This window comes from Arenimonas caeni, from assembly GCF_003024235.1.
Classification (GTDB): Bacteria; Pseudomonadota; Gammaproteobacteria; order Xanthomonadales; family Xanthomonadaceae; genus Arenimonas; species Arenimonas caeni.
Map to the genome: position 1 here is coordinate 16,702 of NZ_KZ679085.1, position 26,924 is coordinate 43,625.

A 26,924-nucleotide genomic window follows, 5' to 3' on the forward strand; every position below is an offset into this window, starting at 1 on the left:
CGTGGTCCACGAGCCCGGGGGAGGGACGGCAAGTGATCCGAGTTTTCATCATCGACGACCATGCGCTGGTGCGCACCGGCTATCGGCTGATCCTCGAGCAGTGCGGCGAGTTCGAGATCGTCGGCGAGGCGGCGACCGGCGAGGAAGCCCTGGCGCGCATCCGCAAGCTGCGCCCCGACGTGGTGCTGTGCGACCTGCACCTGCCCGGCATCAGCGGGCTTGATGTCACCGAGCGGCTGGTACGTTCGGACACCGGGATCCGCGTGGTCATCGTCTCGATCCAGGAGGACGGGCCGATGCCGCGGCGGCTGATCGAAGCCGGTGCGTCCGGCTACCTGGGCAAGGGCTGCGATCCGCAGGAGCTGGTGCGCGCCGTGCGCGACGTGTTTCGCGGGCGGCGCTACCTGGCCACCGATGTCGCGCAACGCATGGCCTTCGACGGCTTCGGCGGCCAGTCCTCGCCCTTCGACGCGCTGTCGCCGCGTGAGCTGCAGGTGGCCCGACTGCTCTGCCAGGGCATGCGCATGGAGGAGATCGGAAGGCGACTGAGCCTGAGCGGAAAGACAGTGGCCACCCACAAGTACCGCTTGTTCGAGAAGCTGGGCATCCGCGACGCGATCGCGCTGGCGCGGCTGGCCGGCCAGCACGGCGTCTGCGATCCGGCGTCGGCCGTGGCGGGCTGAAGGCGACGCAAACAACAAAGGCGCCTCGCGGCGCCTTTGTTGCGGGTCGAAGGCTGGTCTCAGCCGTTCTTGTCCGGCTGCGTGCCGGGCTGCTGCTCCGGCTCGGCCAGCGTCCAGTCCGGGGCGGCGGGCATGTCCGCCGGCTCGGCCGGTGCAACCGGCGCCTGCGGCAGCGGCTCGGCCTCGAGCGGGATCAGGCTGGGCTGCATCGGCTGGACCGGCGCGCTGGCGAAACCATTGGCCGGTGCCACCGTGACCGCCGGCGCGACGGTCGGCTCGGGGGCAATCGTTTCGGCCTCGACCGGCTCGACAGCGACGGGCTCGGCAACCACGGGCTCGGCAACGACGGGCTCGACAGCAACCGGCTCGACGGCGACGGGCTCGGCAACGACCGGCTCGGCAACGACCGGCTCAGCGGCAACCTGTTCGACCGCCACCGGCTCGGCTTCGACGGATTCGGCGGCCGCCTGCACCACCGCAGCCACCGCCGGCACGGCGACCGGCGCGGGGCCCAGGTCGTCGAAATCGGACTCGGCGGCGGTCACCGGGGCGGCCGTGACCTGGCGCATCTCGCCGGAGACGCCCGTCGAGGCTTCGTCCTCGCCCGCGTCATCGCCATCGTCCTGCCCGTCTTCGCCCTGGCCCGTGGCATCGCCCGGCGCGCCTTCGGTGCGGCGGCGACGACGGCCACCGCGACGACCGCGGCGGCGACGTCCCGTGCCCTCGGCCGCGGCGCCCTCGGCAGCCGGCGCCGACCCCTCGGCCAGGGCCTGCACGGCCTCCGTGGCTTCGTCGGCGGCAGGCGCCAGGTCGGCCAGCGCCTCGTCGGCTGCGACCACGGCGGCGCCGGCGACGGCACCGGTGCCGGCGGCAGCTTCCGCCGCCTGCCGCGCCGCCCGCGCCTCGCGGCGCTCCTGTTCGCGCTTGAGGTTCTCCAGGCGCTGCTGCTCGCGGCGCTCGGCCTCCTTCTTCTGGTTCTCTTCGCGGCGCTGCTGCGCCTCGAGGCGCTTGGCCTCGTCGGCCTTCTTCTGCTCCTCGCTGCGCTCGGGCTTGGGCTGCTTGGCCTTGCCCTGGCCCTGGGCCTGCTGCGGCTTGCCGCCACGGTCGCGCTCGATGCGCTCGCGGCGATTGCCGCGTTCGCGGCGGCCACCGCGCTCGTTCCTGTCGCCGCGCTCGCCGCGCTCATCGCGGCCGTTGCGCTCGCCACGACGGGCCGGCGTGGCCTCGGCGGCCGGTGCCTCGTCGCCGGTGAACACGGCCATCAGGCGCGCAAGGAAGCCACGCTTGGGCGCCGGCGCCTGGATGGCGGCCGGCAGCGGCGCCGGCTCCGGCGCTTCCTCGCGCACCGGCGCCGGGTTCGGCGGGCGCACGGCGGTGACGGCCGGCAGGTCGGGCACGTTGATGTGGGCCTTGGTCAGCGAATGCACGGCCAGCTTGCGCGGCGTGGTGCGGTGGTAGCTGGGCTTGCCCGATTCCTCGCCCAGCTCGTTCTCGCGCAGGCGGCTGATGTTGAAGTGCGGGGTCTCGAGCTGGTCGTCGGCGACGATGACCACCGGCGCGTCGTGGCGCTGCTCGATCTCGATCAGGGCGCGGCGCTTCTCGTTGAGCAGGTAGTTGGCGATCTCCGGCGGGGCCTGCACCAGCACCTGCCCGGTGTTCTCCTTCATCGCGTGCTCTTCGACCAGGCGCAGGATCGACAGCGACAGCGACTCGACGCTGCGCATGCGGCCGTGGCCCTCGCAGCGCGGGCAGACGATCTGGCTGGACTCGCCCAGCGACGGACGCAGGCGCTGGCGGCTCATCTCGAGCAGGCCGAAGCGCGAGATGCGGCCGATCTGCACCCGCGCGCGGTCCTGCTTGAGCGCCTGCTGCAGGCGCTCCTCGACCTGGCGCTGGTGCTTGCCCGAGCTCATGTCGATGAAGTCGATCACCACCAGGCCGCCCAGGTCGCGCAGGCGCATCTGGCGGGCCACTTCGTCGGCGGCCTCGAGGTTGGTGTTGAATGCGGTCTCCTCGATGTCGCTGCCCTTGGTGGCGCGCGCCGAGTTGACGTCGATGGCGGTCAGGGCCTCGGTCTGGTCGACCACGATGGAGCCGCCCGAGGGCAGGCGCACCTGGCGCTCGTAGGCGCCCTCGATCTGCGACTCGATCTGGTAGCGGTTGAACAGCGGGGTCGGGTCTTCGTAGAGCTTGAGCTTGCGCAGGGCCTGCGGCATCACCGACTGCATGAAGTCGCGCGCCTCGTCGTACATCTCCTTCGTGTCTACCAGGATCTCGCCGATGTCGGCGCGCAGGTAGTCACGCAGGGCGCGGATGATCAGGCGCGATTCCTGGTAGATCAGGAAGGGCGCCGGCTTGCTCAGGGCGGCGTCGGTGATCGACTTCCAGACCTGCAGCAGGTAGTCGAGGTCCCACTGCAGTTCGTCCGCGGCCCGGCCGACGCCGGCGGTGCGGATGATCACGCCCATGTCCTCGGGGATGGTCAGCACGTCCATCGCTTCCTTGAGGGCGGCGCGGTCGTCGCCCTCGACCCGGCGCGAGACGCCGCCGGCGGTGGGCGAGTTGGGCATCAGCACCATGTAGCGGCCGGCCAGGGAGATGAACGTGGTCAGGGCGGCGCCCTTGTTGCCGCGCTCTTCCTTGTCCACCTGCACGACCACTTCCTGGCCTTCGCGCAGGAATTCCTTCAGGCCGGCCTTGTTCGGGTCGACGCCGGGGACGAAGTAGTCGCGGGAGATTTCCTTCAGCGGCAGGAAGCCGTGGCGCTCGCCGCCGTATTCAACGAAGGCCGCCTCGAGGGACGGCTCGAGCCGGACGATGCGGCCCTTGTAGATGTTGGACTTCTTCTGCTCTTTCGAGGGCTGCTCGATGTCGATGTCGTACAGGTTCTGGCCATCGACGATCGCCACGCGCAGTTCTTCGGCCTGCGTGGCGTTGATCAGCATACGCTTCATGGTGGATTCCTCACGCGCTCGTACCGCGAGGAACGCCGGGGTCCGCGCCCGATGTTTCGGGCCCGGGGCGCGTGGCGCACCCGGGCCTGGCAGGAACTTCCAGCGCTACAGACCTTGGGCGTACCCACGGGAGCGCTTGTTGTGTTTGTTCGGTCGTAGGGCCCGGACCCCGCCTTGCGGCGCCCGGTGTTCGCAGGCCCGCGGGCCGGCGGCAATATCCGTCCGCCTTCGGCACCGGCTAACATGGTCACCCCCGTGGGGTGTGGTAGCGGTTCCTCGGGATTCGGCGGGGTCGGCTTTCGGCCGGGGAGCCCCTTCGAAATCAGGACGTTATCTCGCGCAGTGATTGTATAGGGGCAACCCCCATGGCGGCAAACGATGTCTCGACCGGTGTGAGACTGGTCCGGGTCCCGGAGGACCGGGATGGCCAGCGGCTGGACAATTTCCTGCTCCTGCACCTCAAGGGCGCCCCCCGCAGCCTGGTCTACAAGCTCGTGCGCAGCGGCCAGGTGCGCATCAACGGCAAGCGGGCCAAGGCCGACAGCCGCCTGGCGGGGGGCGACGAAGTGCGCATTCCGCCGGTCCGGCTCGAGGCGCCGGGCGAGGCCCGGACCCCGCCCAAGGGCATGCTCGAGCGGCTGGCGGCCAGCATCGTGTTCGAGGACAAGGCCATCCTGGCCCTCAACAAGCCCAGCGGCATCGCCACCCATGGCGGCAGCGGCATCAGCTTCGGGGTGATCGAGGCGCTGCGCGCCCTGCGCCCGGGCGAGCCGCTGGAACTGGTGCACCGGCTCGACCGCGACACCTCCGGCGTGCTGGTGCTGGCCAAGAAGCGTTCGGCCCTGCTGGAACTGCAGGCCCTGATGCGCGCCGGCGAGGACGACGAAGGCCCGGCCAAGCGCTACCTCGCACTGCTGGTCGGGCGCGTGCCCAACGGCACGCTGACGGTGGACGCGCCGCTGCTCAAGTCGGTGCTCCAGGGCGGCGAGCGCATGGTGCGGGTGGACCCGGCCGGCAAGCCGTCCACCAGCCATTTCAAGGTGCTCGAGCGCCGCGGCGGGCACAGTTTCTGCGAGGTGCGCATCGAGACCGGGCGCACCCACCAGATCCGCGTGCATGCCGCGCACCTGGGCCACCCGGTGGCCGGCGACGAGAAATACGGCGAGCGCGAGGCCAACAAGCGGCTGGCCGAGCAGGCCGGGTTGCGCCGGCTGTTCCTGCACGCCGCATCCATCGAATTCGCGCTCGAAGGCGGGGCCAAGCCCTACCTGATCAACGCGCCGCTGCCCGAGGACCTGTCCTCGGTGCTCGACCGCCTGGGCTGATCAGCGGGACTGGCCGGCGAGCAGCTCGGCCTTGGCGGCGCAGGTGAAATCGTTCTCGCTCAGGCCGCCGACGTCGTGGGTCGAGAAACGCACCACCGCGCGGTCGTAGTGCACGCCCAGGTCCGGGTGGTGGTCTTCGGCGTGCGCCACGTAGGCCAGCGCGTTCACGTAGGCCATGGTGCGGTGGTAGTCGGGGAAGCGGAAGGTCTTGCGGATCGCCAGGCCATCCTCGACCAGTTCCCAGCCGGGCAGGGCGGCCAGGCGGCTGGCCACGGCGGCTTCGTCGAGCAGGTGCCCGGCGCCCCTGAGCGGCTGGCAGCGGCGATCGGCGAGTTCATCGATGGTGGTCATGACAGCGTTCCGGTCCGGGAAGGGGCGAAGTATAGGTCGCGGCGGTAGAATGCGCGCCATGATCAATCTCTCCGAATCCGCCCAGGCTTACTTCCGCCGCCTGCTCGAATCCCAGGGCGGCGATGCCGTCGGTATCCGCCTCTCGGCGGTGGAGCCGGGCACGCCGCGCGCCGACGCGCGCCTGGAATTCTGCGAAGCGGTCGACCTGCGTGGCGACGAGTGGGCCATCGACTGCGAGGGCTTCACGCTTTACGTCGACGCCGACAGCGTGCCCTGGCTCGACGCCGCCGAGATCGACTTCGCCAGCCAGGCCACCGGCGGCCAGCTCACCATCCGCGCGCCGCGGATCAAGGGCGAGGCGCCGGCCGGCAACGCCAGCCTGGTCGAGCGCGTGCGCTGGCTGATCGAGTCGGAGATCAACCCGCAGCTGGCCTCGCACAAGGGCCGCGTGGCGCTGGAGTCGATCGATGCCGACGGCGTGGTCTACCTGCGCTTCGGCGGTGGCTGCCATGGCTGCGGCATGGCCGACGTCACGCTCAAGCAGGGCATCGAGAAGCAGATGATGGCGCGCTTCCCGGAAGTCACCGCGGTGCGCGACGCCACCGACCACAGCACCGGCAGCGCGCCCTACATAGCCCGCGGCTGAATCCCGGCGGCGGCCGCGTTCGTGGCTTAACCGATTTTTTCGGCGGCATGCCGTTAGTCTCTGCGGGTTCTCTCCAGACACTGGCCCGTGAGCGAAGACATCGAGCACCGCGATCCCGTCCAGGAACTGGTCGAAGCCGACCATCGCTGGCGCCCGATCCCCGACGTCGATCCGATGCCGACGCAGCTGCGCATCGGCCTGTGGCTGCTGATCGTCGGCGGCCACCTGCTGGCGTTCTGGGTGCTCGACACCAGCCGCTTCGTCGATCCGCTGCCGCCGCAGGTCGAGACGACCCTGGTGTTCCTGCCGCCGCCGGAGCCAGAGCCCGAACCGGAACCCATTCCGGAACCCATTCCGGAACCCGAGCCGATTCCGGAGCCAATGCCGGAGCCGGAGCCTCAGCCGGAACCGCAGCCGGAACCCGTGCCGGAGCCGGAGCCGATCCCCGAGCCCGAGCCCACTCCCGAGCCGGAACCGGAGCCGGAGCCGATTCTCGAGCCCGAGCCCGAACCCGAACCCGAACCCCAACCCGAGCCGCTGCCCGAGCCCGGGCTCGAACTGCCCACCGTCGAGCGCCCGGTGCGGGAGGCGGTCGAGGTCGAGGTGCCGCTGCCCGAGTCGGTGCTGCCCCAGCCGGTGCCGGTGACCGTCGACATCGAGGTCGCGGAGGCGCTGCCGTCGGTCACGCCCGAGCGCATCCAGGCCGAGGCGCCCCGGCTCGAGCCGGTGCCGGAGATCCCGGTGGCACCGCGGGCTTCCGCCGGCGTGGAGCTCGCGCCGGTGCTCGAGGCCGCGCCCGAGATCGCGCGCCAGGCGCCCTCGCTGGCCTTCGATCCCGAAGCCCCGGAGAAGAAGAAGCCGAAACTGGTGATCGACCCGGTGACGCTCGAACCGATCGAGCTCGATGAAGGTGCGCTCGAGGATCTTGCCGCGGGCGAACCGCCACCGCCGGCCGCGGCCCAGCCGGCGGCCGAAGCCTTTGCCCCGGCGCCCACGCCCGGTGCGCTGATGGCCGTCGAGCCCAGCCCGCGCGCCGGGCCGTCCGCTGGTGCGCTGTCGCTCTACAACCCCGACGGTTCGATCGCGCTGCCTGACGAGGTGCGCGACCGGATCTCCGCCGGCGACGACGACGAGAGGCGCTTTGCCTTCCAGCAGCCGGGGCTGGCCGAAGCCGAGGCCTTCCTGCAGCGCCGGAAGGTGCTCGAGTACGAAGCCACGCGCTTCGACGCGAGCTGGCGGCCGAGCAAGGACATGCTGACCGAACTGCTGGAGCGGGCGGTCGAGGCCTCGACCCTGATGGTCGACATTCCCGTGCCCGGCAGCCCGGGCACGAAGCTGCGCTGCGGCGTCGCGATCCTCGCCGCCGGCGGTGGCTGTGGTTTCGTGCACAACAACACGGGTTACCGCGTCGAAGCCGGCGACGACCCGGCCACGCTCAGTCCGGAAGAGGAACGCCAGTGCGCGATCTGGTGGGAGCGCATCGTCGATCCGCGCAGCCAGGCCGAATGGCGGCGCACGCGTGCGCTGTACGAGATCGAGTGCCGCAAGCCGCCTGCCAGGGAGACGATGCCGCCGGGCTGAACAGGCCAGGCCGGAAAAGAGAAGGCCCCGCGATGCGGGGCCTTCCCTGGAGCCTGCGTCGATGGACGCGGATCAGCGCTCGTCGACCGAACTCAGGTCGCGCAGATCGCCCTTCTGGGCGCCGTAGAACGCCGACAGGTCGTCGATGTCCGCGTCGCTCAGCGGCGCGGCCATGCCCGCCATGATGGCGTTCTGGCGCTCGCCGGAGCGGTAGTCGCGCAGGGCCTTGGCCAGGTACTCGTGGTACTGGCCGGCGAGCTTCGGATAGCTCGGGTCGAGCGACTCGTTGCCGGTGGGGCCGTGGCAGGCGGCGCAGGACTTGGACTTCTCCTGGCCGGCGGCAACGTTGCCCTTGGGCGCCGCGGCGAAGGCCGGGGCGGCGAGGGCGAGCAGGGAGACGAGGGCGAAACGGCGGATGCTGGTCATTTTCGCGGCCCTCACTTCGCCGGCTTGATGCTGGACAGGTAGGCGGCGATGTCGGCGATCTCCTGGTCGGAGAAGGACTCGGCCTGGGCCTGCATGGTCGGGTGCTTGCGCTCGCCCTTCTTGTAGGCGGTGAGCGCGGCGATCAGGTAGGCCTCGTTCTGGCCGCCGACCTTGGGCACGCGGTAGGTGGGGTAGGCGTTCTTGTAGTCGACGATGCCGTGGCAGCCGGTGCAGGTATAGAACAGGGCCTTGCCGTTTTCCGGATTGCCGCTGGCGGCGGCGGGAAGGGCGGCGAGGGCGAGCGCCAGGCTGGCGGCGGGCAACAGGATTCGCTTCATCAGGTCGTGTTCCGGCTCGAAAGGGTCGGGCGGCGTTAAACCGAAAGTATAGCCGCAGCATCCGACCCGAGACGAGGGGGGTGTCTGCGACGGCTCCCGGGGCGGCTCCCACCCGGTACATGGACTTCCGGCATATGCGGTCCGACCGGGCCACCTGTACTGTTCTATGCAACTAAAACACCCCCGCCAGAAGCCCTGCCCATGAAGACTTCGCGCCGCTTCCCGCTGTCCCGCTCCGCCGCCGCCCTCGCGCTGGCGATTTCCCTGGCCCTGGCCGGCTGCGGCGGGGGCGACCAGCCATCGGGCGACCAGACCGCCGAGGCCAAGCCCGCCGAGGGCCAGGCCGCGGACAAGAAGGTCGAGGCCGTGCCGGTCGAAGTGGCCGCCGTGGCCCGCCGCCCGATCTCGGCCAGCTACTCCGGCACCGCCAACCTCGAGGCGCCTTCCGAGGCCCAGGTGGTGGCCAAGACTTCCGGCGTGCTGCTTGAACTGCTGGCCGAGGAAGGCGACCAGGTGAAGGCCGGCCAGGTGCTGGCGCGCATCGATCCCGACCGCCCGCGCCTGGAGATGCAGCGCGCCCGCGCCACGGTGAGCAAGCTCGAGAACAACTACCGCCGCTCGCAGGAGTTGCTGGCCTCGAAGATGGTCAGCGCCGAGGCCAGCGACCAGATCCGCTACGACCTCGAGGCCGCGCGCGCCGCCTACGAGCTGGCCAAGCTCGAACTGTCGTACACCAACATCGTCGCGCCGATCGACGGCGTCATCGCCAGCCGCTCGGTCAAGACCGGCAACCTGATCCAGCTCAATTCCTCGCTGTTCCGCATCGTCGACGACTCGCGCCTGGAGGCCGTGCTCAACGTGCCCGAGCGCGACCTGGCGACCATGCGCGAAGGCCTGGCCGTGCGCATGCTCGCCGATGCCATGCCCGGCAAGAGCTTCGAAGGCGTGATCGACCGCGTCAGCCCGGTGGTGGACGGCGGCAGCGGCACCTTCCGCGTCGTCACCGCCTTCCCGGGCGGCCAGGGCCTGCGCCCGGGCATGTTCGGCCGCATCGAGGTCGTCTACGACCAGCGTGCAGACGCGCTGACCGTGCCGCGCGCCGCGCTGCTCGACGACGCCGGCCAGTCGTCGGTGTACGCCGTGCGCGAGAACAAGGCCGTGCGCGTGCCGGTCGAAGTGGGCCACCTGAGCGGCGAACTGGCCGAGATCCGCAAGGGCCTGGAGGAGGGCGAGCAGGTCGTCACCGCCGGCAAGGTCACCCTGCGCGACGGCGCCGCCGTCGAGGTCCTCAACCCGCCGTCGGCCGCCCCCGTGGCCGACGTCGCCCAGGTCGCCGCCACCGCCCACGCCGGGAACTGACATGAGCCTCGCTGAATTCTCCGTCCGCCGCCGCGTCACCGTGCTGATGGCGACGGCGACGATGGTGCTGTTCGGCCTCATCGGCCTGTTCGGCCTGCCGGTGAACCTGCTGCCGGACCTGAGCTATCCGACGCTGACGGTGCGCACCGAATACACCGGCGCGGCGCCCTCGGAGATCGAAACCCTGGTCACCGAACCGGTCGAGGAGGCCGTGGGCGTGGTCAAGGGCCTGCGCAAGCTCAAGTCGGTCTCGCGTACCGGCCAGAGCGACGTGGTGCTCGAGTTCGCCTGGGGCACCGACATGGACCGCGCCAGCCTCGAGGTCCGCGACAAGCTCGAGACCCTGCGCCTGCCGCTGGAGGTCGAGGCGCCGGTGCTGCTGCGCTTCAATCCTTCCACCGAGCCGGTGATGCGCCTCGTGCTGGCCGATGCCGGCAAGGCCGGGGACGACGCCTCCCTGGTGCGCCTGCGCCGCTTCGCCGAGGAAGAGCTCAAGAAGCAGCTCGAGCCGGTCGAGGGCGTGGCCGCGGTGAAGGCCGGCGGTGGCCTGGAGGACGAGATCCAGGTCGAGATCGACCAGCAGAAGCTGGCGCGCCTGAACCTGGGCATCGGCACGGTGATCGACCGCCTGCGCGCCGAAAACGTCAATATTTCCGGCGGCCGCATCGAGGACGGCAGCCAGCGCTACCTGGTGCGCACCATCAACCAGTTCGCCGACGTCGAACAGATCCGCGACCTGCTGGTCACCGCGCGCAGCGGCGGCGGCGGCAACACCGCGGCGCAGGAAGCCGCGGCGGCGGCCGCGCGCGTCGCCGCGCTCACCGGTTCGGCCGAGGCGCTGGCCGCCTCGGCGTCGGCCCAGAGCGCCGCCAGCGGTGGCGGCAACGCCCCCGGCGGCGGCCAGGCGGTGCGCCTGCGCGACATCGCCTCGGTGACCCAGGGCTTCAAGGAGCGCGAGTCGATCATCCGCCTCGGCGGCATGGAGGCGGTGGAACTGGCGATCTACAAGGAAGGCGACGCCAACACCGTCAGCGTCGCCGACGCCGTGCACGAGGCGCTGGTGCGGATCCGCCAGGAGCTGCCGGCCGGCGTGGAGCTGACCGTGGTCGACGACCAGGCCGTCTTCATCCGCCAGGCCCTGGCCGACGTGCGCCACGACGCGCTGCTCGGCGGCGTCCTGGCCGTCCTGCTGATCTTCTTCTTCCTGCGCGACGGCTGGTCCACCTTCGTCATTTCGCTGTCGCTGCCGATCTCGCTGATCGCCACCTTCTTCTTCATGGACCAGCTGAGCCTGAGCCTGAACGTCATGTCGCTCGGCGGCCTGGCGCTGGCCACCGGCCTGGTGGTGGACGACTCGATCGTGGTGCTCGAATCGATCGCCAAGGCGCGCGAGCGCGGGCTGGGCATCGTCGAGGCGGCCGTGGCCGGCACCCGCGAGGTCAGCATGGCCGTGGTCGCGTCCACGCTGACCAACGTGGCGGTGTTCCTGCCGCTGGTGTTCGTCGAGGGCGTGGCCGGCCAGCTGTTCAAGGACCAGGCGCTGACGATCTCGATCGCCATCCTGATGTCGCTGGTGGTCTCGCTGACCCTGATCCCGATGCTGTCCTCGCTCAAGGCCAGGGCGCCGCTGGCGTTCCCGGCCGAGGCGCCGGCGCCGCGCTGGCAGCCGCGCAACCCGGCGCTGCGCGCGGTGGCGATGCTGCGCCACGGCCTCGGCGCGCTCGTCGGTGCGCTGGTGTTCGGCCTGTCGTGGCTGGTGACGACGATCTTCCGCGCCATCATCGTGCCGCTGGGCCGCGTGCTGTCCGGGATCGGCCACTACGTGATGCTGCCCTACGAGTGGGCCGAGCGCCGCTATGCCCGCCTGCTGCCGGCCGCGCTGGCCCGCCCGGGCCGCGTGCTGGGCTTCGCCGGGCTCTCCTTCGCCGTGGCGCTGGCGATGGTGCCGGTGCTGGGCCTGGACATGATCCCGCCGCTGGCCCAGGACCGCTTCGAGATGACCGTGAAGCTGCCGGCCGGCACCCGGCTGCGCGACACCGACCTGGTGCTGCGCGCCGTGCAGGAGCAGCACGCCGGCGAGCCCGGGGTCCGCGCGCTCTACGGTGTCAGCGGCAGCGGCACGCGGCTGGACGCCAACCCGACCGAATCGGGCGAGAACATCGGCAAGCTCACCGTGGTGCTTGCCGAGGGGCACAGCCCGGCCAGCGAGGCCGCCGCCACCGAGAGTCTGCGCCGCACCATGGCCACGCGCTTCCCGGGGGCCGAGGTGAAGTTCGGCCGGCCCGACATCTTCAGTTTCTCGACCCCGCTGGAGATCGAGCTGCACGGCTCCGACCTGGCCGGCCTTGAGTCCGCCGGCCGCCAGCTGGTCGCGCTGATGGAGGGCTCCGACCGCTTCGTCGACATCAAGTCCACCGTCGCCGAGGGTTACCCGGAGATCCAGATCCGCTTCGACCAGGAACGCGCGGCGGCGCTGGGCATGACCACCCGCCAGATCGCCGACCAGGTGGTGCGCAAGGTGCGCGGCGAGGTGGCCACGCGCTACAGCTTCCTCGACCGCAAGATCGACGTGCTGGTGCGCTCGCAGGCCGCCGACCGCGCCACCGTGCAGGACATCCGCAAGCTGATCGTCAACCCCGAGGCGGCGGTGCCGGTCACGCTCGACACGGTCGCCGAGGTGATCCAGACCACTGGCCCGGGCGAGATCCACCACGCCAACCAGGGCCGCGTGGCCATCGTCTCGGCCGGCCTGGCCCATGGTGACCTGGGCAGCGCCGTGGCGGAGGTCGAGCGCCTGGTCGCCGAGAACCCGCTGTCCGGCGGCGTTGGCCTGCGCATCGGTGGCCAGGGCGAAGAGCTGGCGGCCTCCGTGGCCTCGCTAGTGTTCGCCTTCGGCCTGGCGATCTTCCTGGTCTACCTGGTGATGGCCTCGCAGTTCGAGTCGCTGCTGCATCCGTTCGTGATCATGTTCACCATCCCGCTGGCCCTGGTGGGTGCGGTGCTGGCGCTGCTGGTCACCCGATCGAGCCTGTCGGTGGTGGTGTTCATCGGCCTGATCCTGCTGGTCGGCATCGTGGTCAAGAACGCCATCCTGCTGATCGACAAGGTCAACCAGCTGCGCATGGCCGGCGTGGCCAAGCACGAGGCGATCGTCGAGGGCGCCCGTTCGCGCCTGCGCCCGATCGCGATGACCTCGCTGACCGCGCTGCTGGGCTTCCTGCCGATGGCGCTGGCCTCGGGCGAGGGCGCCGAGGTGCGCGCGCCGATGGCCGCCACCGTGATCGGCGGCCTGGCGGTGTCGACGCTGCTGACCCTGGTGGTGATCCCGGTGGTCTACAACCTGATGGACCGCCGCAGCGACGAGAGCTACGTGGCCCGCGCCCGGCCGATCGTCATCGGCGACGGCGAGGGCAAACCGGAGGGAGCGCGCGCATGACCATCGCCGAGCTCAGCCTGCGCCGCCCGGTGACGGCGATCATGTTCTTCGTGTCCATGGTCGTCATCGGCCTGATCGCCGCCTTCCGCCTGCCGCTCGAGCAGTTCCCGGACCTCAACGCGCCGTTCATCGCGGTCGAGCTGCCGTACCCCGGCTCGACCCCGGAGGAGGTCGAGCGCGGCCTGGTGCGGCCGGTGGAGGAGGCGCTGTCGACCCTGCAGGGCATCAAGAACATCAATTCGATGAGCCGCGCCGACGGCGGCAGCGTCTGGATCGAGTTCACCGACTGGGACCGCGACGTCGAGGTGCTGGCCTCCGAGGCGCGCGAGCGCATCGACGCCATCCGCGACGAGCTTCCGGACGACTTCCAGCGCTACCAGGTGATGAAGTTCTCCACCAGCGACGAGCCGATCCTGCGCGTGCGCCTGGCCAGCGAGCGCGACCTGACCGGCGACTACGACCTGATCGACACCCGCATCAAGCGACGGCTCGAGCGCCTGCCGGGCGTGGCGCGCGTGGAGATTTCCGGCGCCAACCCCAACGAGGTCGAGATCGCCATCGACCCCGAACGCCTGGCCGCGCACGGGCTGAGCCTCAACGAGCTGGCCGCCACCCTGCAGCAGGTCAACTTCTCGGTCTCGGCCGGCACCATCGAGGACGGCGACCGTCGCCTGCGCGTGCAGCCGGTGGGCGAACTTCGCGACATCCAGGAGCTGCGCGACCTGGTGGTCGGCGGCAGCGGCCTGCGCCTGTCCGACATCGCCGAGGTGCGGCTCAAGCCGCAGCGCATGAACTACGGCCGCCGGCTCGAGGGCCGGCCGGCGGTGGGCATCGACGTGTACAAGGAGCGCAACGCCAACCTGGTGGAAGTGGCGCGCAACACCCTGGCCGAGATCGAGCGCATGGGCGACGACCCCGACCTGCGCGGCGTGCGCATGATCCTGATCGAGGACCAGGGCGACAACGTCACCAGCTCGCTGCTCGAGCTCACCGAGGCCGGCATCATCGGCCTGGTGCTGTCGGTGGCGGTGCTGTTCTTCTTCCTGCGCCACTGGCCGTCCACCCTGATGGTGAGCCTGGCGATCCCGATCTGCTTCATCATGACCCTGGGCCTGATGCACTTCCTGGGCGTGACGCTCAACGTGCTGACCATGATGGGCCTGCTGCTGGCGGTGGGCATGCTGGTGGACAACGCCGTGGTGGTGGTCGAGAGCATCTACCAGGAGCGCGAGAAGCACCCCGGTAACCCGCGCTGGGCCTCGATCATCGGCACCCGGCACGTGGCGATCGCGCTCTCGGCGGGCACGCTTTGCCACTGCATCGTGTTCGTGCCCAACCTGTTCGGCGAGACCAACCAGATCTCGATCTTCATGGTGCAGATCGCGGTGACGATCACGGTCTCGCTGCTGGCCTCGTGGCTGGTGGCCATCAGCCTGATCCCCATGCTCTCGGCGCGCATGAAGACCCCGCCGGCGGCCACGGCCCGCACCGGCGTGATCGCCCGCATGCAGGACGGCTACGCCCGCTTCCTGGAGTGGACGCTGCGGCACCGATGGACCAGCGTCGGCGGCATCCTGCTGATCGTCGCGGTCAGTGTCGTGCCCATGACCCAGACCAAGACCGACTTCTTCTACCAGGAGCCGGGCCGCGAGCTGGACATGTTCTACCGCTGGAACGGTGCCTATTCGCTCGAGCAGGTCTCGGAGGAAGTGGCCAGGGTCGAGCGCTACCTGGACCAGAACCGCGAGGAGCTGCAGATCGAGCAGATCTATTCCTGGTTCAGCGAGCAGGGCTGGGCCGGCACCAAGGTGACGCTGCGCAGCGATGGCGGCGGGCTGCGCGATCCGCTGGAGGTGATGGAACAGATCCGCCGCGACATGCCCAAGTCGGCGCGCGCCAGCATCGGCTTCGAGCAGGGCGGTGGCCAGGGCGGGCAGGGCGGTGCCGAGAAGGTGCAGGTGTCGCTGATCGGCGACTCGTCCGAGCAGCTCAAGCTCCTGGCCGAATCCCTGGTCCCGCAGCTGGCGACCAAGCGCGAGGCCCTGCGCGACGTGCGCGTGGACACGGGCGACGAGAACGTCGAGCTGGCCGTCCGGGTCGACCGCGAGAAGGCGCTGACCTACGGCTTCAGCGCCGAGGAAGTGGCGCGTTACGTGGGCACGGCCCTGCGCGGCACGCCGCTGCGCGAGTTCCGCCGCGGCGAGACCGAGGTGCCGGTGTGGGTACGTTTCGACGGTGCCGAGCAGTTCGGCGTCGAGGACCTGGCCGGCTTCACGCTGCGTACGCCCAACGGCACGGCGATCCCGCTGATGGCCCTGGTCACGGTCGACACACAGTCGTCGGCGACCCAGGTGTTCCGCCAGAACCGCCGCACGACCCTCAACATCGAGGCCAACCTGGCCGAAGGCGCCACCGCCCCCGATGCCCGCAAGGCGATGGAGGACGTACTGTCTGTGGCGCAGTTCCCGGCCGGCTACACCTGGAGCTTCGACGGCGTGTTCCGCCGCAACGACGAGGCCGGCGCGCAGATGGCCTTCAACACGATCATCGCGCTGCTGATGATCTACGTGGTGATGGCGGCGGTGTTCGAGTCGCTGCTGTTCCCGGCGGCGATCATGAGCTCGATCGTGTTCTCGATCTTCGGGGTGTTCTGGCTGTTCTGGATCACCGGCACGGTGTTCACGATCATGGCCTCGATCGGCATCCTGGTGCTGATGGGCGTGGTGGTGAACAACGGCATCGTGATGGTTGAGCACATCAACACGCTCAGGCGCCAGGGCCTGGACCGGACCGCGGCGCTGGTGCAGGGCAGTCGCGACCGCCTGCGGCCGATCCTGATGACCATGGGCACGGCGATCCTGGGCATGGTGCCGATCGCGCTGAGCACGACGCAGATGGCCGGCAGCGGCCCGCCGTACTACCCGATGGCCCGCGCCATCGCCGGCGGCCTGGCCTTCTCGACCCTGGTCAGCCTGCTGTTCCTGCCGACGATCTACGCGATCCTCGACGACATGGCTTCCGCCGTCTCGGCCCGCATCGCGCGGGCCCGCGCCAAGGCCCCCCTCGGCGTTGCCGCCGGCCTCTGACCCCACCGCCGCCGCGCCCCCGCGCGGCGGCCCGCTTTCCCCGTAGGAGCGCCTTCAGGCGCGAATCTTTTATTGTTCCGGCTTGGGCGACTCGCCACTTTCGCGGGTGGAGGCGGCGTGCATTCGCCCCGGCCGACACGCCGTGAACCCATTCATGGGGTCTCCTCGTCGACATCCATGTCTCCGAGGGTCGGCCGGGGCGAATGCACGCCACCTCCTCGATGGAGCATCGAGGCCGAAGGGCAAGCAGCCATGTCGCATCCCTGGAGGCCGCCCGCGACAATCGGAGCGACGGCGTGCACGCGTACGACTCGACGGAGTGGAGGACAGGATGTCCGTAACGCCCGGCCGTAAGCTGGTCATGGATGATGCTTGCGCGCGGCCGGACGGCGGGTCTTACGCGTGCGCGGCGGCGCCACTCGGCCCAGTGTCCGGCCGGAAGGGGCACCAGCGAAAAAGATTCGCGCCTGAAGGCGCTCCTACAGGGGAACGAGTGGGGAGCGGGAGTGGGGGTCAGGCGAGCTGGGTGATGAGGTTGGCGCCGCCGACCCAGACCGCAATGGCGGTGCCGAGGCTGGTGAGGAAGAAATTGACCAGCACGCGGGCCACGCGGTTCTTCCACCAGCCGCTGACGTGGCCCGTGTCGTCGCGCAGGCGCAGGAAGTCGGCGTAGGTGGGTTTGCGCACCCAGGCCTCGACCGCGGCGCTCACCGTGCCCGAGGCCAGGGCCGGGTGCAGCGGCGTGAGCGGCGAGGAGATCGCCGCCGCCAGGATGCTCAGCGGATGGCCGCCGGCGGCCAGGCAGCCGAGTGCGCCGCCGATGGCCGTGATCGCCGCCCACTGCAGCAGCAGCTCGCCGCCGAAGGCCACGCCGCCCTGGGCCCAGCCAAAGGCGAAACCACCGAGCAGGAACACCGCCACGAAGATCGTGAACCACGGGATGTTGCTCTTGCGTGGCAGCGTGTCGAGTTCGGCGAGCGCCGACACCGGCTCGTCGTGGTCGCCACGCAGGTGTTCCGACAGGCCCTTGAGGTGCCCGGCGCCGACCACCGCCAGCACCTCGCGGCCACCGGCGGCGCCAGCCTGGCGCAGACGCGCGGCCATGTAGCGGTCGCGTTCGGCGATCACCGCCTTGTACAGCGGCGGGCTGCCCTGGGCGAACTCGCCGAAGCTCGATTCGAGCACGTCGCCCTGCTTGAGCTTCTCGATCTCGCCCGCCTCGACCTCCTCGTCGGCGAGCAGGCTGGCGCCCAGCCCGGCGATGAGCTTGGTGCGGCCCCAGAAGCCGAGGCCACCGAAGGCCCGGCGCAGCGTGGTGCCGACGTCGCGGTCGATCAGCTCCAGGCGCAGGCCGCGCTCGGTCGCGCCCAGCGCGGCGGCCTTGAGCTCGGCGCCGGGTTCGACCTTGAGCTGCTCGGCCAGGCGCCGCTGGTAGGCGGCCAGGGCCAGGTTGGCCGCGACCAGGCCGGTCTTGCCCTCGCGCAGGATCTGGAACAGGTCCAGGCGCGAGAGTGCGTCGGGTTGGGTCAGGGCGACGTGGCGCTGGGCGTCGAGCTCGACCGCGATGGTGTCGTAGCGGCCGCTGGCCAGTTCGGCGTTCACCGCGTCCACGCTGGCCTGGGACACATGCGCGGTGCCCAGCAGGGTGTAGCGCACGCCCTCGCGTTCGACGATGGCGTGAGGCTGGTCGTGCAGGCCGCCCGGGGTGGCGCCTTCTGGAATGTTCAATCGCGGTACCGCTTCAGGAGGTCGGCGTAGGCGTCGATGCGACGGTCGCGGAGGAAGGGCCAGATCCGCCGCACCTGCTCGCTGCGGGCCAGGTCGACGTCGGCCAGCAGTACTTCGGCGGTCTCGGTGCCGGCTTCGGCGATGAACTCGCCCTGCGGCCCGAGCACGTGGCTGGTGCCCCAGAACTGGATGCCCGAGGCGCCGAGCGGCGAAGGCTCGTGGCCGATGCGGTTGCAGCTGAGCACCGGCAGGCCGTTGGCCACGGCGTGGCCGCGGTGGCTGAGCACCCAGGCGCCGCGCTGGCGGTCCTTCTCGTCCTGGCCATCATCCGGATCCCAGCCGATGGCGGTGGGGTAGAGCAGCAGCTCGGCGCCGGCCAGCGCCATCAGGCGCGCCGCCTCCGGATACCACTGGTCCCAGCACACCAGCACGCCCAGCCGGCCGACCGAGGTGTCGATCGGCTCGAAGCCCAGGTCGCCGGGCGTGAAGTAGAACTTCTCGTAGAAGCCCGGGTCGTCGGGGATGTGCATCTTGCGGTACTTGCCGGCGATCGAGCCGTCGGCTTCGAACACCACCGCGGTGTTGTGGTACAGGCCGGCGGCGCGGCGTTCGAACAGCGAGGACACCAGCACCACGCCGTGCCGGCGGGCGAGGGCGCCCAGGCGCTCGGTGCTCGGCCCGGGGATGGGCTCGGCGCGGTCGAACTCGTGGGTGGACTCGTGCTGGCAGAAGTAGGCACCGTTGTGCAGTTCCTGCAGCAGCACCAGCTTCGCGCCGGCGGCCGCGGCTTCGGCCACGCGCAGTTCGATGTTGGCCAGGTTGGCCTCGGTGTCGCCGTGGTCGCGGTCCTGGACCAAGGCGACGCGCAGGGTCTTGTTGTTCATGCCAGCAGGCCTTCGGGAAGTTGCATGGTGACGCAGTGCAGGCTGCCGTTCTGCCAGATCAGCGGGCGGCAGTTCACGGGCACGATCTCGCGGCCCGGGAAGGCGGCCGCCAGCACCTCGGCGGCGCGGCCGTCGGCCGGGTCGCCGTAGGCGGGCATCAGCACGGCGCCGTTGATGACCAGGAAGTTGGCGTAGGAGGCGGCCAGGCGCCGGCCTCCGTCGAGCACCGGGCGCGCCCAGGGCAGCGGGAACAGGCGGTAGGGGCGGCCGTCGGTGGTGCGCAGGGCGGCGATCTCGCCGGCCATCGCGGTCAGCTCGTGGTAGTGGCTGTCGCCCGGGTCGTCGCAGGCCTGGAAGACGATGGCGTCGCCGGGCGCGAAGCGGGCCAGGGTGTCGATGTGGGCGTCGGTGTCGTCGCCCTCGAGGTAGCCGTGTTCGAGCCAGAGCGTGCGCGACTGCACCAGTTCGCGCTCGAGCAGGCCGGTGATCTCCGCGCGCGGGCGGTCCGGGTGGCGCTCGTGCAGGCAGCGCCAGGTGCTGAGCAGGGTGCCGGCGCCGTCGGTCTCGATGCCGCCGCCCTCGAGCGCGAAATCGACGCGGCGGTGGCTGGCGCCCCGGAACAGGCCGGCGGCGTGCAGCTTGCCGACCACCTGGTCGTCCAGGCCGGCCTCGAACTTGCCGCCCCAGGCGGTGAAGTGGAAGTCGAGCAGCCGGAAACCTTCGCCCTCGCGCAGCGTGATCGGGCCCGAGTCACGCAGCCAGGTGTCGTCGTACTCAATCTCGATGAACCGCACCCGGTCCGGGTCTACGCCGGCCGAGGCCAGCCGGGCGGCGGCGCGCTCGCGCAGGGCCGGCCCGGCCACGCAGACCAGGGCGGGCTGGAAGCGGGTGATGGCCGAGACCAGGGCCACATAGGTCTGCTCGACCTGGGCCAGGCGGTCGGCCCAGTCGGTGCCTTCGTGCGGCCAAGCGAGCAGGACGGCGGACTGGGGCTCCCATTCCGCCGGGAAGCGAAGATTGTCGTGCATCAGGCTTTACTGGACGGGCTTGGGGCCGATCTCGTTCGGGCTGGCCTTGGCGGCCACCGCGTCGACGACATGGCTGTGCTCGAAATACACCGAGAAGCCGGCGTAGTCCCAGCGGGTGATCGGCGGGTTGTGCTGGCGGTCGCCCGGGCCGGCCACCGGCGCATGCTTGCGCTGCGGGGCGCCGAAATGCTTTTCGACCTGGGCCATGGACTGGCCACGGGCCGGCATGTCGCCCGACTCGGCGCGCACGCGCTCGACCAGCAGGGTGTCGGCGGACGCCGGGCTGGCCTGCAGCAGCAGGCCGGTGGACAGGGCCAGGGCCAGGAACAGGGGATGGGCCTTCATGGTGCACCTCCGCGGGATCGTCGGGTTGACGGTTGGGCCGAGGATAATGGCAAAACCGCTGCCGCGGCGCCATCGCCGGCCCCCCCGGGCGGCCGGAAAGCAAAACGCCGGCTTTCGCCGGCGCTCAGCTTCCAACCTGGCCTGCAGCGCTCAGCGCTGGCGGGCCTTGAAACGCGGGTTGGACTTGCAGATCACGAAGACCTTGCCGCGGCGGCGCACGACCTTGCAGTCGCGATGGCGGGTCTTCGCCGACTTCAGGGACGAGAGCACTTTCATGGCAGTTCCTTGGATGGGGTGGTGGCAATAAAGAAGCGGGATTATAGCGGGGTCCAAAACGGCTTGCAATACAAGCCCTTGGGCAGGTGCAGCCGGGCCTCCGGGCCCGACGCCTACTGCCGGTAGGCCTGGACGAGGTTGTTCAGGTGCAGCCGCTCGGCGTCCCGGAGCAGGGGCGAGAGCAGCATCATCACCTGGACGATGCCGGCCCGGATGGCCTCGTGCTCGTCCCGGTCGCCCCGGACCGAGGCGTAGTTGAGCCAGAAGGTGGCCAGCACCAGGATGTTGGTGGCCGTGGCCTCGACCTCGGCGGCCGAGGCCCGCATCACGCCGGCCTGGACCAGGCCGCGCATGCCCGAGGTGGCGTTGTCGGCGGCCCGCTTGAGGATGCGGGCGAAGCGCAGGCGCAGGCGCCGGTTGCGGCTGAGGATGTCGACCAGGTCGCGGTAGAGGAAGCGGTAGTCCCAGATCGCCTCGAACACCAGGTGCAGCTGCAGCCAGATGTCCTCCAGATCCCGCAGCCGGCCCTCGGGCGCCACCAGGGCCGTGTCCATGCGCTCCTCGTAGCGCGCGAACAGCTGCTCGATGATGTCGTCCTTGTTGCGGAAGTGGTAGTAGAGGTTGCCCGGGCTGATCTCCAGCTCGTCGGCGATGTGGTTGGTCGTGACGTTGGGCTCGCCCTGTTCGTTGAACATGGCGAGCGAGGCATCGAGGATGCGCTGGCGGGTTTGCCTGGCCACCCCGGGGTCAGCCGCGCAGGGTTTTCACGAGGTCGACGTACTTCTTCATCGCCTGCTCGGCCGACATGCCGGCCAGTTTCTCCCAGGCCTCGTACTTGGCGGTGCCGACGAAGTCGAAGAAGCCGGGCTTGGGACCGCTGGCGTCGCCCTCGGACCCCTGCTTGTACAGGGCGTAGAGCCTGAGCATGGTGTCGTTGTCGGGCCGCTCGGCCAGGTCCATCACGTCCTTGGCGGCTTTCTGGAATTCGGCTTTCAGGTCGGCCATCGCTTGCATCCCCCGGGTCAGGCCCCGGTGATATCACGGCGCCCATGGTCGGTCAACGCGGGGTTTGCCGCGCGCGATGCGCTCTGGCAATTTAGGCCGGGTATCCGGCCATCCGGCCGGGCTTCGGACACGGGCAGGGGAAAGGTCATGTCTTATTTCGTCACCGGCGCGACGGGCTTCATCGGGCGCTTCCTGGTCAGCAACCTGCTCAAGCGCAAGGGCACGATCCACGTGCTGGTGCGCAAGGGCTCCGAAAAGAAGCTCGACGCCATCGCCGCCTCGATGGGCTGGGACCGCAAGCGCATCGACGTGGTCACCGGCGACCTGTCCAAGCCGAAGCTGGGCGTGTCGCCGGCCAAGATCAGGGCCCTGCAGGGCAAGGTGAAGCACTTCTTCCACCTCGCGGCGATCTACGACCTCTCTGCCGACGCCGCCTCCCAGCAGGTGGCCAACATCGACGGCACCCGCCATGCCCTGGAGCTGGCCGCCGCCACCAAGGCCGGCTGCTTCCACCACACCAGCTCGATCGCCGCCGCCGGGCTGTACCCGGGCGTGTTCCGCGAGGACATGTTCGAGGAAGCCGAGGGCCTGCGCGACCCCTACCTGCGCACCAAGCACGAGTCCGAGGGCATCGTGCGCAAGGAGTGCAAGGTGCCGTTCCGGATCTACCGCCCGTCCATGGTCATCGGCCATTCGAAGACCGGCGAGATGGACAAGATCGACGGCCCCTACTACCTGTTCACCCTGATCAAGAAGATGCGCCGGGCGATTCCGCAGTGGGTGCCCACCCTGGGCATCGAAGGCGGCCGGATCAACGTGGTGCCGGTGGACTTCGTGGCCGACGCCATGGACCACATCGCCCACAAGCGCGGGCTCGACGGCCAGTGCTTCCACCTGGTCGACCCCGAGCCGATGCGTTTTGGCGAGCTGATGAACACCTTCTGCCGCGCCGCGCACGCCCCGGAAATGACGATGCGGCTCGACGCGCGCATGCTGGCCGTGGTGCCGGGCGCGGTGCGCAGCGCGGTGCTGAACCTGCCGCCGGTCAAGCGCTTCAGCTCGATGCTGCTGCGCGACCTGAAGCTGCCGCCGCAGACGCTTTCCTACATCACCTACCCGACGCGCTTCGACACCCGCGTGGCCGAGCGCGCCCTCAAGGGCAGCAAGGTCGTGCTGCCGCGCCTGGAGGACTACGCCTGGCGCATTTGGGACTACTGGGAGCGCCACCTCGACCCGGACCTGTTCGTCGACCGCACCCTGCGCGGCCACGTCGCCGGCAAGGTGGTGCTGATCACCGGCGGCTCGTCGGGCATCGGCAAGGCCACGGCGCAGAAGGTGGCCGAGGCGGGCGCCAAGGTCATCATCGTCGCGCGCGGGCAGGACGAGCTCCACGCCACCCGCGACGAGATCCTCGCCACCGGCGGCAAGTGCTGGGCCTACACCTGCGACCTGACCGACATGGCCAGCTGCGACGAACTGGTGAAGACGGTGCTGGCCGAGCACAAGGCCGTGGACATCCTGGTCAACAATGCCGGCCGCTCGATCCGTCGCTCGGTCGAGCTCAGCTACGACCGCTTCCACGACTTCGAGCGCACGATGCAGCTCAACTACTTCGGCTGCCTGCGCCTGATCATGGGCTTCCTGCCCGTCATGACCCATCGCCGCAAGGGCCACGTGATCAACATCAGTTCGATCGGCGTGCTGGCCAGCTCGCCGCGCTTCTCGGCCTACGTCGCCTCCAAGGCCGCGCTCGATGCCTTCAGCCGCTGCGCCCAGGCCGAGTTCAGCGCCAAGAACATCGCCTTCACCACCGTCAACATGCCGCTGGTGAAGACGCCGATGATCGCCCCGACCAAGATGTACGAGTCGGTGCCCACGCTGACGCCGGAGGAGGCCGCAGACCTGGTGGTCAAGGCCATCATCGAGCGTCCCAGCCGCGTCGCCACCCGCATGGGCATCTTCGCCGCCACGCTCAACGCCGTGGCGCCCAAGGCCTACGAGGTGATCATGAACACGGCCTTCGAGATGTTCCCGGACTCGGCCGCCGCCAAGGGCGACCGCAAGGCGCTCAAGGACGAGAAGCCGACCAACGAGCAGGTGGCCTTTGCCGCGCTGATGCGCGGCGTGCACTGGTAAGCCGTTTCAGGCGGCGTCGGTTACTGGCACTGGCGCCAGCGAACCGGCGCCGTGCTGCCGGCGGGCGGCTCGAGCTGCAGCCGTGAATAGCGCAGTTCCTCGTACTGCACGAGGATCGCGCAGGCCTCGTTGACCAGGCCGGAGTCGATGCCGTCGGCCCCGGCCATGCGCACCACCAGGGTCGACTGGGTGGACCAGGCGGCGCTTTCGGCCTGCTCGAGCGAGGCGACGGCGCTGGCGGCGGCCAGGCGTCGCTGGATGCGTTCCTGCTCGGACAGCGCGGCCACCTCCTTGAGTTCGCGCAGGGCCGCGTCGGCCTGGCGCGAAGCCTCGTCGGTGAAACGGGAAGGCTCGGGTTCGGCCGCGGCGGGTTCGCCGGCGGCGGCGGGCGCTGCGTCGGCCGGTGCAGCGGCGGGCGCGTCGGGGGTCGGTGCGGCGGCGGCCGGGGCGGGAGCCGTGGCGGCAACCGGCGCCGGCAGGGCCGGATCGGCCGGCTGCAGCAGCGTGGCCACGCCGAACACCACCAGGCCGAGCACCAGGCTGCTGGCCATGCCGATGCGCTGGCCCTTGCGGATTTCGTTCGCCGCTTCCTCGCGGATCGCCACCACCATCTGCGGCGGCGCGAACGGCTCGACCTGCGGCCACAGCGAAGCGCCGTCGGTCAGGTCGACGCCATAGCGGCGCGCCAGGTCGCGGGCGTAACCCTCGGCGCTGCCCAGGGTGACGAGCATGCCGGTGGTCGCGCCCTGGAGCTGCACGCCGTTGGCGAAGTCGCGGACATTGGCCTCGCCCAGGCGATAGGCGGTGCCGTGTTTGTAGCCGAGCAGGCAGCGCTCGTCGCCCTTGACCAGCAGGAACTCGGCGCCGCCGTCGCCCGGCTGGCGGCTGGAGGGGAGCTCCTTGTAGCCCTTTTCCTCCATCGCCTGCAGGACCAGCCCGGCGCACTCGCGCCACTTCATGCCGGCCAGGGCCTGGATGCCGGCGCGGGTTTCGGCCAGGCGCCGGCGGTGCACGCCGAACCACCAGCTGCTCGCACCGAGGGCGACGAGGGTGGCGGCGATCGCGACGACGAGGGGGCTGAGGCCTGGCATCAAGTTGCTCCGGGGGGTGGGGTCCTGCGGGTGCCAAAGGATAACGCGGAATGGCGCCCCGGCAGGTCTGGCCCCCGAAAGCACGAGGCCCGGCATTCGCCGGGCCCCGTGGTCAATCAAAACCGTCCGCCAGCCGGAAACCGCAAGGGGAGGGAGCGAGCGGATCCCGTTCGGGCTGGCGGACGGGAACCGTCAGCCGGCCTGGCTGGGCGCGACCGGCTTGGGGGCCTTGGGCAGGCTGCGCTTGCGCGGGGCCTTGGCGGCCTGCGTCGGCTTGGCGCTTGCCTTGCGCGCGGTCTTCTTCGCGGCCGGCTTCTTCGCGGCAGCCTTCTTCGCAGCCGGCTTGGCCTTGGCCTTCTTCGGCGCGGCGCGGCCGCCGGAGAGCTTGCGCAGCTCGGCGTTGAGTTCGTTGACGCGCTTGCTCAGTTCGGCAAGGTCCTCGCGGCCCGGCACGCCGAGGCGGTTGAGGGCGCGCTGCACGCGATCCTCGAACACCTTCTCGAGCCGGTCCCAGGTGTCCACGGCGCGTTCGCGGGCGACGCCGACGCGGTCCTCGACGGCATCACGCACGGCATCGACGCGGCGCGTGGCCAGCTTGCGGGTGCTCTGTTCGATGTTCATGCCTTCCTTGACGAGGGCTTCGAACAGCTTCGAGCCTTCGCCCTGGGCGCGGTTGAAAGCACCCATGCCGGCCATCCAGATCTGCTGGGCGGAGCCGACGATCGAACGCGACACCTGCTCGGCACGGGCCTGCAGGTCGGCGGCGGCGCCAGCCGGCTTGGCGCTGGCGCGCTTGCTGGTGGCCTTGGAACGGGCGTTCTTCTTGAGCTTGGCCATGGTTCTGGACTCCCTTGCATTTCGTGACGGCGTGGCGCCGGTTGTGGGCAATCTGGGCCGGATGTCTAGAGTTTTCACACCAAGGGCGCGGCTCAGCGGCGGGACGTGGCTCCGGTCCGGCGGCGGTTGGGGCGGCGGTTGCGCACCAGCAGCTCGACGTCGTCCAGTGCGCGGCGCAGCTGGGCGGTGGTGTCGGTCACGGTGGGCACCAGGCCCAGGCCGTCCATGATCGAGGCGGCCGGGTTGTCGAGCACCGACTGACGCAGGGACAGGCCGTGACGCGCCAGCACCGGCGCCAGTTCGTCGCGGCGGCGGCGCAGGTCGTTGAGCGTGGACCGGAAGGCGTGCTCGGTGACGCGCTGGCGCGAGGAGTAGCTGAAGACGTTCGTGAAGAACATTTCGCCGTCGTCTTCGTTCGGCTCGAAGACCACCTGGTCCACGTCCGGGTAGCGCTCGGCGTATTTCTCCAGGCCGACCCGCATGCGCGACTGCAGCAGGGTGCGGAAGGTCTGCGACAGCACCACCGGCAGGCCGCCCTCGCTGAGGTTTTCCATGCCGTCCGGCGGGCGGCCGGCGGTCTTGGCATTGAAGGGCACGAAGGGATTGACGCCAAGCATCAGGTCGATGCCATGGTCGAGCACCACCGAGGCGTGCATGGTGCGGCGCAGGGCACCGTCGACGAAATGATGGCCGCGCACGTCCACCGGCGGGTACAGGCCGGGCAGGGCGGAACTGGCCTGGACCGCGCGGGAGATCGGCACGTCGTCCCAGCCCGGGCTGCCGAAGCGCACCGCCTGGCCGCTGTCGAGGTCGACCGCGACCACGTAGAGCTTGGCCGCCATTTCGCGGAAGTCGTTGCTGCGGCCGCGGATGGTGAAGACCTGGCGCAGGAAGCGCTCGATGCCGCGGTTGTCGAACAGGCCGGTGGGGATGACGCCACTGAAACGACCGACCAGCTCGCTCAGGTGCGAGCCGCTGGGGTCGGTGAGCAGGTCCTTCCACCAGTCGAAGGCCAGCCGCGGCACCGCCGCGGCGCGGCGAACGTACTCCATGAAGGCCGGACGCAGGAACATGTGCGGCTGGAACTTCACGTCGTCGCTGTCGCCGGTGATGAAGATGCGGCACATCTCGGCGGTGTCGAGCCGGTTGGCCAGGCCCGCGGCGAGGAACGCGCCCGAGCTGACGCCGACGTAGACCTCCAGCCGCGTCAGGTCCAGGCCCTCGATGGACACGTCGAGCGCGCGCAGGGCGCCGAGCTCGTACATGCCGCCGATCGGCCCGCCGCCGGCGATGGCCAGGCCGATGCGGCCCTGGCTGGGCGGTTGGCGCTTCCGGGCGGGTTGCAGAACCAGCATGCTATGGGTAACTCCCGAGACGACGCGGCGATTGTAGCCGCAGCCGAGCCCGCG

22 protein-coding genes are annotated in these 26,924 nt (G+C 70.3%); 8 read left to right on the top strand and 14 right to left on the bottom strand.

What is annotated here, in order from left to right; genetic code table 11:
* The first annotated feature begins 32 nt into the window (after positions 1-32).
* Positions 33-683 (top strand): response regulator, encoded by a 651-nt coding sequence (locus C6N40_RS02760; RefSeq protein ID WP_240183429.1) that lies wholly within the window; start codon positions 33-35, stop codon positions 681-683.
* A gap of 59 nt (positions 684-742) precedes the next feature.
* Here the strand turns inward: C6N40_RS02760 and C6N40_RS02765 are convergent, their stop codons facing one another.
* Complete coding sequence (locus C6N40_RS02765; protein WP_106989492.1) at positions 743-3,637, bottom strand: Rne/Rng family ribonuclease; 2,895 nt, start codon at positions 3,635-3,637, stop codon at positions 743-745.
* Positions 3,638-4,002: 365 nt separating this feature from the next.
* Here C6N40_RS02765 and C6N40_RS02770 point away from each other — a divergent pair, with 365 nt between their 5' ends.
* Positions 4,003-4,962 (top strand): RluA family pseudouridine synthase, encoded by a 960-nt coding sequence (locus tag C6N40_RS02770; protein WP_106989493.1) that lies wholly within the window; start codon positions 4,003-4,005, stop codon positions 4,960-4,962.
* Here the strand turns inward: C6N40_RS02770 and C6N40_RS02775 are convergent, their stop codons facing one another.
* On the bottom strand, positions 4,963-5,313 hold the full coding sequence (locus C6N40_RS02775; protein ID WP_106989494.1) for a 4a-hydroxytetrahydrobiopterin dehydratase: 351 nt from the start codon (positions 5,311-5,313) through the stop codon (positions 4,963-4,965).
* A 58-nt stretch (positions 5,314-5,371) separates the two neighbouring features.
* On the opposite strand from C6N40_RS02775, the gene C6N40_RS02780 reads away from it, so the two are divergent.
* Both C6N40_RS02780 and C6N40_RS14235 read left to right on the top strand, forming a co-directional pair.
* Positions 5,372-5,959: an NfuA family Fe-S biogenesis protein gene (locus C6N40_RS02780; RefSeq protein WP_106989495.1), complete on the top strand. Its 588-nt coding sequence runs from the start codon at positions 5,372-5,374 to the stop codon at positions 5,957-5,959.
* An 87-nt stretch (positions 5,960-6,046) separates the two neighbouring features.
* A complete protein-coding gene (locus C6N40_RS14235) occupies positions 6,047-7,540 on the top strand; it encodes a hypothetical protein (protein ID WP_205208527.1) in 1,494 nt (497 codons plus the stop codon).
* Between the two features lie 72 nt (positions 7,541-7,612).
* On the opposite strand, the gene C6N40_RS02790 is transcribed toward C6N40_RS14235, so the two are convergent.
* Both C6N40_RS02790 and C6N40_RS02795 read right to left on the bottom strand, forming a co-directional pair.
* Positions 7,613-7,966, bottom strand: a complete 354-nt coding sequence (locus C6N40_RS02790; RefSeq protein WP_106989496.1) for a c-type cytochrome — start codon at positions 7,964-7,966, stop codon at positions 7,613-7,615.
* An 11-nt stretch (positions 7,967-7,977) separates the two neighbouring features.
* Complete coding sequence (locus tag C6N40_RS02795) at positions 7,978-8,304, bottom strand: c-type cytochrome (RefSeq protein ID WP_106989497.1); 327 nt, start codon at positions 8,302-8,304, stop codon at positions 7,978-7,980.
* A 201-nt stretch (positions 8,305-8,505) separates the two neighbouring features.
* Between C6N40_RS02795 and C6N40_RS02800 the strand changes: the two genes are divergently transcribed.
* Genes C6N40_RS02800 through C6N40_RS02810 form a run of 3 tightly spaced genes read left to right on the top strand, consistent with a single transcriptional unit; the run spans position 8,506 to position 16,185 of the window.
* Positions 8,506-9,663 carry an efflux RND transporter periplasmic adaptor subunit gene (locus C6N40_RS02800; RefSeq protein WP_106989498.1) on the top strand — a complete coding sequence of 386 codons (1,158 nt, stop codon included), beginning with the start codon at positions 8,506-8,508 and terminating at the stop codon, positions 9,661-9,663.
* Position 9,664: 1 nt separating this feature from the next.
* Positions 9,665-13,099 (top strand): efflux RND transporter permease subunit, encoded by a 3,435-nt coding sequence (locus C6N40_RS02805; RefSeq protein ID WP_106989499.1) that lies wholly within the window; start codon positions 9,665-9,667, stop codon positions 13,097-13,099.
* A complete protein-coding gene (locus tag C6N40_RS02810; protein WP_106989500.1) occupies positions 13,096-16,185 on the top strand; it encodes an efflux RND transporter permease subunit in 3,090 nt (1,029 codons plus the stop codon). Before C6N40_RS02805 ends, C6N40_RS02810 begins: the two co-directional genes overlap by 4 nt.
* Positions 16,186-16,698: 513 nt before the next feature.
* On the opposite strand, the gene C6N40_RS02815 is transcribed toward C6N40_RS02810, so the two are convergent.
* The 7 genes from C6N40_RS02815 to C6N40_RS02845 form a co-directional block, all read right to left on the bottom strand.
* Complete coding sequence (locus C6N40_RS02815; RefSeq protein WP_106989501.1) at positions 16,699-17,913, bottom strand: TraB/GumN family protein; 1,215 nt, start codon at positions 17,911-17,913, stop codon at positions 16,699-16,701.
* Positions 17,910-18,797: a carbon-nitrogen hydrolase gene (locus C6N40_RS02820; protein WP_106989502.1), complete on the bottom strand. Its 888-nt coding sequence runs from the start codon at positions 18,795-18,797 to the stop codon at positions 17,910-17,912. Before C6N40_RS02820 ends, C6N40_RS02815 begins: the two co-directional genes overlap by 4 nt.
* Positions 18,794-19,825: an agmatine deiminase family protein gene (locus C6N40_RS02825; protein WP_106989503.1), complete on the bottom strand. Its 1,032-nt coding sequence runs from the start codon at positions 19,823-19,825 to the stop codon at positions 18,794-18,796. Before C6N40_RS02825 ends, C6N40_RS02820 begins: the two co-directional genes overlap by 4 nt.
* A 6-nt stretch (positions 19,826-19,831) precedes the next feature.
* On the bottom strand, positions 19,832-20,170 hold the full coding sequence (locus C6N40_RS02830) for a hypothetical protein (protein WP_205208528.1): 339 nt from the start codon (positions 20,168-20,170) through the stop codon (positions 19,832-19,834).
* A 150-nt stretch (positions 20,171-20,320) separates the two neighbouring features.
* The gene (gene ykgO, locus C6N40_RS02835; RefSeq protein WP_005913193.1) at positions 20,321-20,446 is read right to left on the bottom strand and encodes a type B 50S ribosomal protein L36; all 126 of its coding nucleotides are present in this window, start codon (positions 20,444-20,446) and stop codon (positions 20,321-20,323) included.
* Positions 20,447-20,559: 113 nt separating this feature from the next.
* Positions 20,560-21,186, bottom strand: coding sequence for a TetR/AcrR family transcriptional regulator (locus C6N40_RS02840; protein ID WP_106989504.1), 627 nt, complete (start codon positions 21,184-21,186; stop codon positions 20,560-20,562).
* A 7-nt stretch (positions 21,187-21,193) separates the two neighbouring features.
* On the bottom strand, positions 21,194-21,451 hold the full coding sequence (locus tag C6N40_RS02845) for an acyl-CoA-binding protein (RefSeq protein ID WP_106989505.1): 258 nt from the start codon (positions 21,449-21,451) through the stop codon (positions 21,194-21,196).
* A gap of 147 nt (positions 21,452-21,598) precedes the next feature.
* On the opposite strand from C6N40_RS02845, the gene C6N40_RS02850 reads away from it, so the two are divergent.
* Positions 21,599-23,587, top strand: a complete 1,989-nt coding sequence (locus C6N40_RS02850) for an SDR family oxidoreductase (protein ID WP_106989506.1) — start codon at positions 21,599-21,601, stop codon at positions 23,585-23,587.
* Positions 23,588-23,607: 20 nt separating this feature from the next.
* On the opposite strand, the gene C6N40_RS02855 is transcribed toward C6N40_RS02850, so the two are convergent.
* The 3 genes from C6N40_RS02855 to C6N40_RS02865 all read right to left on the bottom strand — a co-directional run bounded on the left by C6N40_RS02855 (position 23,608) and on the right by C6N40_RS02865 (position 26,870).
* The gene (locus C6N40_RS02855) at positions 23,608-24,678 is read right to left on the bottom strand and encodes a restriction endonuclease (protein WP_162782043.1); all 1,071 of its coding nucleotides are present in this window, start codon (positions 24,676-24,678) and stop codon (positions 23,608-23,610) included.
* Positions 24,679-24,870: 192 nt separating this feature from the next.
* Positions 24,871-25,515 carry a phasin family protein gene (locus tag C6N40_RS02860; RefSeq protein ID WP_106989508.1) on the bottom strand — a complete coding sequence of 215 codons (645 nt, stop codon included), beginning with the start codon at positions 25,513-25,515 and terminating at the stop codon, positions 24,871-24,873.
* Positions 25,516-25,607: 92 nt separating this feature from the next.
* Positions 25,608-26,870 carry a patatin-like phospholipase family protein gene (locus C6N40_RS02865; protein ID WP_106989509.1) on the bottom strand — a complete coding sequence of 421 codons (1,263 nt, stop codon included), beginning with the start codon at positions 26,868-26,870 and terminating at the stop codon, positions 25,608-25,610.
* Positions 26,871-26,924 lie beyond the last annotated feature (54 nt).